This is a genomic window from Gammaproteobacteria bacterium (assembly GCA_016200485.1).
Classification (GTDB): Bacteria; Pseudomonadota; Gammaproteobacteria; order Tenderiales; family Tenderiaceae; genus JACQEP01.
Map to the genome: position 1 here is coordinate 88,951 of JACQEP010000015.1, position 7,011 is coordinate 95,961.

Consider the following 7,011-nt stretch of genomic DNA (forward strand, 5'->3'; position numbering starts at 1 on the left):
ACGAGGGGCGAATTTTACGCTATTTATTCCCCTGAGGGCATCACGGGCTTGGCCCGTAGTAGCTGGTCGGTGAGAAATACGGGTTAGGCGTGATAATGTGGCCGAGAAGGAACCTAAACCGGAGGCGTGGCAGGTGAACAAATTTACGCTCCAGCGGCGTACCCGTCTGATTTTCCTGGTGGCGATGGCGATGACCGGGATCTGTATCACGGCCCTGTTGGTGTTGTTGCAACAAATGCGGGATGACGCCGATGTCATCGATGTCATGGGCCGGCAGCGGATGCTGTCCCAATCGATGGCAAGCGGCTTACTGGAAGAACTGGTCAAACAGCAGGCGAAAAATGCGGACGGCACCGTTATGGCCGGCATGGGTTACCCGCAGGCGCACGCAATATTTAGCCAGACGCTGCAGGCCCTTCGCCAGGGGGGAGTTTATTCTCGTGATCTTGAGCAAAGACAGCAGGCGCGGATTACGCGGCTGACCGATCCTGCGATGTCTGCCCAGCTGGCGGTGATCGCCGAGGCCTTGCGGCAACTGGATGCTACAGCGCAACAGTTGCATACGAATCCCAGTGACTGGCGTATTTCCATCGAAGTGCTGAATCAGGCAGGTCAGCTGCGTGATCTCAGTGACGGCCTGGTTCAGCACTACACCACAGCGGCCAAGACGCGTCAGAGCTATCTGCTGGCGGCGGTGATTATCACTGGAGCGATGACGTTACTGGCGTTTACGATGATTTATCTATTTGCCAATGAATCGCTGCTGGCACCGTTGCGCCGCATTCTCGGTGGGGACGAGGACATCGCGCGTTATGAGGCAGCAGAATGGCAGCGGCGCAAGATGGAAGTAGAGCTGCGTGAGAGTGAGGCCCGTTTCCGGCGTCTGGTCGAAGTGAGCGCAGAAGGGGTGCTTCTGCACGATCAGGGGACAGTGCTTGATTGTAATCCCGCCCTGGCTGCAATGACGGGCTATAGCGTGGACGAATTGATCGGCATGAATGTCTTGCATTTGGCGGCGCCCGAATCTCGTGAACTGGTCCAGGCTAAAATAAATGATGGTTTTCAGGGTGTTTATGAGGCGGTGGGTCAGCGCAAGAATGGTTCAATATTTCCGATCGAAGTCCGGGTTAATCTAACGCCCTACCAGAAACGCACCATGCAAGTGGTTGTCATGCGTGATCTGACCGATCACAAGCAGCGGGAGGCGCAGCGGCTGGCGGCGGCAGAGGCGCATCGCGTGACCTTGATTCGCGAAGTGCATCATCGGATCAAGAATACTTTGCAGGGGGTGGCAGGGTTGTTGCGGCAGAAAATACAGTCACATGCTGCGACGCGAGAACCGTTGGAGGAAGCGGTGGCACAACTGTGTTCAGTCGCGGTGGTGATGGGGTTGGAAAGCATGGACCGGCCGCAAGAAGTGAATTTGTGCAATCTGATACGGGCACTGAAAAAATCAGCCGAGGAATTATTTGGGCGCCAGATTATCCTCGAATGCCCTGTGGCGGAAGAAAATTCTCTGCTGTTGGCGGTGAAGGAATCGGTGCCGATTGCGTTGATATTGAATGAATTGATCATTAATGCAGTGAAACACAGCGTGCCGGATGCAGCGGTATCGATAGCAATCGCTATAGCAATCGCTGGGGAAGGTGGGGCAGCGGTTAGTATTAAGTTATCCAATCAATCAAAACACGATAATTTGCGCGTTGATTGGGCGCAAGGCCAGGGTTTGGGGACGGGGTTGACTCTAATTAAGTCTTTAATGCCACCGAAAGGCGCGGTGTTGCAGCTTTCCGAAGCGGCGGGTGTGATGACTACTCACTTGCGCCTCGAGGCGCCTGTATTGTTGTCGCTATCATCTTTGGTTGACGAAGCGCGCTTGGTGGGGGTTAAATAACGGAATGACTAAGGTATTGATAGTTGATGATGATCGTCTGATATTAGCCACCCTCGCGGCGGGGCTGCGTCATGCGGGGTATGAAGTGTTTGAAGCAAGTTCCGGTGAGCAGGCGCTCGAGCAATTTTCTGGGATTGCGCCGGACCTGATGGTACTCGATGTACGGATGGGCGAACTCTCCGGGTTGGATGTTGCTGAACGATTGCAAGAATCACAAATTCCAATTTTGTTTCTCACCGCCTATGGTGATGACAAGATTGTACAGAATGCAATCAAGTATGGCGCGATTGGATATCTGGTCAAGCCGATTGATGTGCCGCAACTTATTCCGGTGATTGAAACTTCATTGGCGCGGGCTATTGAGTTGCGTGAGCAGCGAGCGATGGAAGAGCACTTGCGCACAGCCCTCGATCAAAAGCGTGAGACCAGTGTGGCCATCGGAATTTTGATGGAACGGCATGGAATGGATTCGCATCAGGCTTTTGAATTGATGCGTCAGCGCGCCCGTTCGCAGCGGCGTAAGATGATTGAGGTTGCAGAAGAGATCGTCCAGGCCGGGCATGTGCTCAGCTGTGAAGGGGAGTTAACGCAAAAATCACTCTGAATAGGGTGGTTTAATCTATCCTTGCGTCGCGCCCGGCGCTTAAATTTGGTATCTTTAGTCTCTTTTCGATTTAGAAGTCAGAGGCTAATTCCATGCCCCACTATCGTTCCCGCACCTCCACCCACGGCCGTAATATGGCGGGCGCCCGCTCCCTGTGGCGCGCTACCGGCATGAAAGACGGTGACTTCGGCAAGCCGATTATTGCTGTCGTCAATTCTTTTACCCAGTTCGTGCCGGGGCATGTCCATCTCAAAGACATGGGGCAGCTGGTGGCGCGCGAGATTGAGGCGGCGGGTGGCGTGGCCAAGGAATTCAACACGATCGCCATCGATGACGGCATCGCCATGGGCCACGGCGGGATGCTGTATTCACTGCCATCGCGTGAGCTGATCGCCGACTCGGTTGAATACATGGTCAATGCCCATTGCGCCGATGCCATGGTCTGCATTTCAAACTGCGACAAGATCACCCCCGGCATGCTGCTGGCAGCCTTGCGTCTGAACATCCCTGTGGTGTTTGTCTCCGGCGGGCCAATGGAATCCGGTAAAGCGATTATCGGCGGTAAGGAAGTGCATCTGGATCTGGTCGATGCCATGGTCGCGGCGGCTAATCCGAATGAATCTGACGCCGATGTCGCGCAAATGGAACGTTCGGCGTGCCCGACCTGTGGTTCCTGTTCCGGCATGTTCACCGCCAACTCGATGAACTGTCTCACTGAGGCGTTGGGCCTGAGTCTGCCGGGCAATGGTTCGCTGCTGGCGACGCACGCCGATCGCAAACAATTGTTCCTGCGCGCCGGGCGCTTGAGTGTCGAACTCGCCAAGCGTTATTACGAACAGGATGATGTCAGTGTGTTGCCACGCAGTATTGCCAGCTTCAAAGCCTTCGAGAACGCCATGACGCTGGATATCGCCATGGGCGGTTCCACCAACACGATTCTGCACTTATTGGCTGCCGCACAAGAAGCAGGCGTGAATTTCGGCGTGACCGATATCGATCATTTGTCGCGCAAAGTACCGCAGTTGTGCAAGGTTGCGCCCAGTACGCAGAAATATCATATGGAAGATGTGCATCGCGCCGGAGGTGTGATGGCGATTCTCGGTGAACTGGATCGCGCCGGATTGTTGCATCGCGATCTACCTACCGTGCATAGCGCGAGTATGGGTGCGGCACTGGAGCAGTGGGATGTGTGCCGTACAAATGATAAAGCCGTGCATACTTTTTACCGTGCTGCACCGGGTAATGTCCCGACGCAACAGGCCTTCAGTCAGGAAAAACGCTGGCCAGATCTGGATCTTGATCGTAAAAATGGTTGTATCCGTAGTATCGAACATGCTTACAGCAAAGAAGGTGGTCTTGCCGTATTGTTCGGTAATCTCGCCGTAGACGGTTGCGTCGTGAAAACGGCCGGTGTTGATGACAGCATTTTAAAGTTCAGCGGTCCAGCACGCATTTTTGAGAGTCAGGATGCGGCGGTTACTGGAATTCTCAACGATCAGATCAAGCCGGGTGACGTGGTCATCATTCGCTATGAAGGTCCGCGCGGTGGGCCGGGGATGCAGGAAATGCTGTATCCGACCAGCTATCTCAAATCCAAAGGACTGGGCAAAGCCTGCGCCTTGATTACCGACGGCCGCTTCTCCGGCGGTACGTCAGGCTTGTCGATCGGTCATGTCTCACCCGAAGCCGCTGAAGGTGGCACGATTGGGTTGGTGCAGGATGGCGACATCATTGAGATCGATATTCCCGGCCGTACCATTCGCGTTGCGCTCAGCGATGCCGAGTTAAATGTGCGGCGGCAGGCGATGGCGGCCAATGGCGTGAACGCTTGGAAACCCGTGGCGCGTGAACGGCAAGTGAGTGCAGCGCTGCGCGCCTATGCGGCGATGACCACGTCTGCTTCACGTGGTGCGGTGCGTGATGTCACTCAGCTGGAAAAATAAATGTAGGGTGGGTTAGCCCGGCAGGCGCGACGGACTGCAAAGTCCTAGTCCTGTGGATAACCCACCAAGCTGTCGCCGAAGGCGACACAAATTGTTGTGTCTCTGTGAACAATTTTTATAACTCGCTCCAGCTCGATTTGCGTCGCCAGCGAATCCTGGGAATCAGTAAACCCACCAGCAGACCAAGGAAGGCAACGCCAAAGCCGATAATGAACCAGTTGCGCGTGCGGCGATCTTGCAGCAAGTGATTTTCTTGCTCCAGGGTTTGCATTTTTGTTTCAAGCGTCATCATATCGGCTTTCATTTTTTGATTATTTTCTTCCAGGGCGATGACATTGCTGGATAGGTTGCGCAAGTTGGTCAGCTCTAGATTCAATTTTTGATTGTCGTCCTTAAGCCGGTCACTGTCGCTGCCGAGACTGCGGCGGTCGCCTTCGGCGCTGCTGAGTTGTTGCTTGAGTTGTGTATTCTCTTGCTTGAGTTGTGCGATTTGTTGTTGTGCCTGTTTGAGCAACTCACGCGCGGCGGGGGTTGGGCTCAGGTAACGCGTAATCACCCAGCCTTCAGTGCCATCCTGTAACCGAACACGGGAATAACCGCTGGCTTCACGGTTCTCAAGTACTTCCACCGCGGCACCGCTCTTGATGGTCTTGATAATTTGATGTTGTAGGGTATCGCCCGAGCGTACCATGACTGTGATTTCGTCCTGGACGTAGGCAGGGGCTGTCAAGCCAAGAGGAGAAAGGAAGAGAAGGCTACTGAACAGGGCGACATGTCTTGGTTTCACGCTAACTCCTTGTGTGGAAATCCTTTGCGACTCAGTTTAAGCCAAAAAATCAAGATATCACTCAAAACGCAGGTATTGCAGTTTTTTCTCCCAGTTCAAGGCACTGGCAACAATCTTCTCTAGATCGTCATATTCGGGCTGCCACTTTAGGACTGAGCGAATACGTTGGGCGTCGGCAATTAATTCCGGGGGATCACCCGCCCGGCGTGGCAGTTCCTGGATCTCAAGCGGTTGGCCGTGGACGCGGGTCACGGTATCCAAAACTTCACGCACGCTGTAGCCATGGCCATATCCGCAATTTAAGGTAGTGGAATCGCCCCCGGCCTCCAAATAATTCAGGGCCTTGATGTGGGCGCTGGCCAAATCCACGACATGGATATAGTCGCGGATACCGGTGCCGTCGCGGGTTGAATAATCAGTGCCGAAGATGGCGACATGGTTGCGCTTACCGATGGCGGCCTCGCAGGCAACCTTAATCAGCAGCGTCGCGTGCTTGGTCGCCTGGCCGATCCGTCCCTCAGGGTCTGAGCCGGCGACATTGAAGTAACGAAGCGCTACATGGCGCAGATCACTGACGGCGCTTAGGTCGCGCAGCATCTGCTCACTCATCAGTTTTGAGCTGCCATAGGGATTGATCGGATTGAGGGGGGTGTCTTCGCTGGCGATGCCTCCGGCCGGGACGCCGTAAACGGCCGCCGTCGAGGAAAAGATAAAATGCTTGATCCCGGATGCTGAGCACGTTTCCAGAAGATTGCGAGTAGAACAGGTATTATTCTGGTAATATTTCAGCGGATTCGCGACAGATTCCGGAACGATGGTGTGAGCGGCAAAGTGCATGACCGAATCAATGGCATGCTCTTTTAGCACCTGCGCCACCAAGGGTTGGTCGCTAGTGTCCCCTATTATAAGAGTGGTATCGCTGACGGCGTTGCGAAAACCAGTACTGAGATTATCCAGTACTACCACGTGATAACCCGCGGTTTTTAACTGGAGGACGACATGGCTGCCGATGTAGCCGGCTCCGCCAGTGACTAACACTGATTTTATAGACATTTCCGCTCCCTGGCGCCAAAACGACCTGATATTAGCACTTTAAGGCAAGAAATATGAACTGTGGCCCAGGGTTAGTGTGAGTCATAGAAGGCTGAGGCGAGAAGGTTTTATCTCGTTATTCTTGTTGACATAAGGTCGCTACTCCGACAAAATACCGGCCTTTGTTTGGGGAGGGGTTCCCGAGCGGCCAAAGGGGACAGACTGTAAATCTGTTGGCTCTGCCTTCGAAGGTTCGAATCCTTCCCCCTCCACCAGGTATTTGGGCTGACCGGCTCAGGCGAGCTACCTCACTGGTGCCGTGCTGGAGTAACAGGCGGGTGTAGTTCAATGGTAGAACCTCAGCCTTCCAAGCTGATGGCGTGGGTTCGATTCCCATCACCCGCTCCATTCAGTCTAGAATGCGAAGAGCAAAAAGCAAAGGGTTGCCTTTTGTTTTTTGCTCTTGGGATTTCGGCCCATATAGCTCAGTTGGTAGAGCACATCCTTGGTAAGGATGAGGTCACCGGTTCGACTCCGGTTATGGGCTCCAGTAGTGGGCTATGATTTTTTGGGTTTGGTTAATTAATTTAGCGTCATAAGGGGGCAAGCATGTCCAAGGAAAAGTTTGAGCGAAAGAAGCCGCACGTAAACGTGGGAACCATTGGTCACGTCGACCATGGGAAGACGACCCTGACGGCGGCGCTGACGGTAGTGCAGGCGAAGAAATTTGGTGGCGAAGCCAAAGGCTACG

6 protein-coding genes and 3 tRNA genes are annotated in these 7,011 nt (G+C 54.1%); 7 read left to right on the forward strand and 2 right to left on the reverse strand.

Going from position 1 to position 7,011, the window contains the following annotated elements; translation table 11 throughout:
* Positions 1–133: 133 nt before the first annotated feature.
* The 3 genes from HY272_10040 to ilvD all read left to right on the forward strand — a co-directional run bounded on the left by HY272_10040 (position 134) and on the right by ilvD (position 4,441).
* Positions 134–1,894, forward strand: coding sequence for a PAS domain S-box protein (locus HY272_10040; protein ID MBI3773025.1), 1,761 nt, complete (start codon positions 134–136; stop codon positions 1,892–1,894).
* Positions 1,895–1,898: 4 nt separating this feature from the next.
* Positions 1,899–2,498 carry a response regulator gene (locus HY272_10045; GenBank protein ID MBI3773026.1) on the forward strand — a complete coding sequence of 200 codons (600 nt, stop codon included), beginning with the start codon at positions 1,899–1,901 and terminating at the stop codon, positions 2,496–2,498.
* A gap of 92 nt (positions 2,499–2,590) precedes the next feature.
* Positions 2,591–4,441, forward strand: coding sequence for a dihydroxy-acid dehydratase (gene ilvD / locus HY272_10050; protein MBI3773027.1), 1,851 nt, complete (start codon positions 2,591–2,593; stop codon positions 4,439–4,441).
* Positions 4,442–4,556: 115 nt separating this feature from the next.
* Here ilvD and HY272_10055 read toward each other — a convergent pair whose 3' ends face one another.
* Both HY272_10055 and galE read right to left on the reverse strand, forming a co-directional pair.
* Entirely contained in the window at positions 4,557–5,228 is a 672-nt protein-coding gene (locus tag HY272_10055) for a TIGR04211 family SH3 domain-containing protein (GenBank protein ID MBI3773028.1), read from the reverse strand.
* A 57-nt stretch (positions 5,229–5,285) separates the two neighbouring features.
* Positions 5,286–6,281 (reverse strand): UDP-glucose 4-epimerase GalE, encoded by a 996-nt coding sequence (gene galE / locus HY272_10060; protein ID MBI3773029.1) that lies wholly within the window; start codon positions 6,279–6,281, stop codon positions 5,286–5,288.
* Between the two features lie 169 nt (positions 6,282–6,450).
* Here galE and HY272_10065 point away from each other — a divergent pair.
* From HY272_10065 to tuf, 4 genes are all read left to right on the forward strand, one after another.
* A tRNA-Tyr gene (locus HY272_10065) sits at positions 6,451–6,535 on the forward strand.
* 59 nt (positions 6,536–6,594) lie between these two features.
* Positions 6,595–6,668 (forward strand) — tRNA-Gly (locus HY272_10070).
* A gap of 66 nt (positions 6,669–6,734) precedes the next feature.
* Positions 6,735–6,810 (forward strand) — tRNA-Thr (locus HY272_10075).
* Between the two features lie 59 nt (positions 6,811–6,869).
* The coding region (tuf, locus tag HY272_10080; protein MBI3773030.1) for an elongation factor Tu at positions 6,870–7,011 on the forward strand (142 nt) is incomplete at its 3' end.

Coding starts and splice junctions, on each gene's coding strand:
- HY272_10045 (MBI3773026.1), top strand. CDS start 1,899: ATGACTAAGGTATTGATAGTTGATGATGATCGTCTGATATTAGCCACC.
- ilvD (MBI3773027.1), top strand. CDS start 2,591: ATGCCCCACTATCGTTCCCGCACCTCCACCCACGGCCGTAATATGGCG.
- galE (MBI3773029.1), bottom strand. CDS start 6,281: ATGTCTATAAAATCAGTGTTAGTCACTGGCGGAGCCGGCTACATCGGC.